At 42.8% G+C, this 243-nt stretch carries 1 protein-coding gene; it reads right to left on the bottom strand.

Annotation, left to right across the window (positions count from 1 at the left end; genetic code table 11):
* A partial coding sequence (gene ruvX / locus QP140_RS10220; protein WP_284759543.1) for a Holliday junction resolvase RuvX occupies positions 1-243 on the bottom strand: 243 nt, incomplete at both ends.

The raw sequence follows: 243 nt of genomic DNA, 5'->3' as shown, positions 1-243 counted from the left end.
GATTGTAACAGGATTACAGCGGCCTGACTATCAATTATTGTTCTGTGGTGACGCATCGAAATACCTGCATCAAGCAACTGATCATGAGCTGCCACAGAACTCAATCGTTCATCTTTTAATTCTATCGTTACGTCATTCAAACCATAGAGGTCGAGTTTTTTCCGTAGTGTCTGAGTCCAGCGCTTCGCTTTTTTAGCGCTTTTGCCCTCTTCCCCATTTAATTGTAGAGGATAACCGACAACA

The organism is Corynebacterium sp. UMB9976, from assembly GCF_030212265.1.
In the GTDB taxonomy this organism is placed as follows: domain Bacteria; phylum Actinomycetota; class Actinomycetes; order Mycobacteriales; family Mycobacteriaceae; genus Corynebacterium.
Note: the sequence above shows the minus strand (reverse complement) of the source record. Positions and strands in the feature narration are given on the sequence as shown.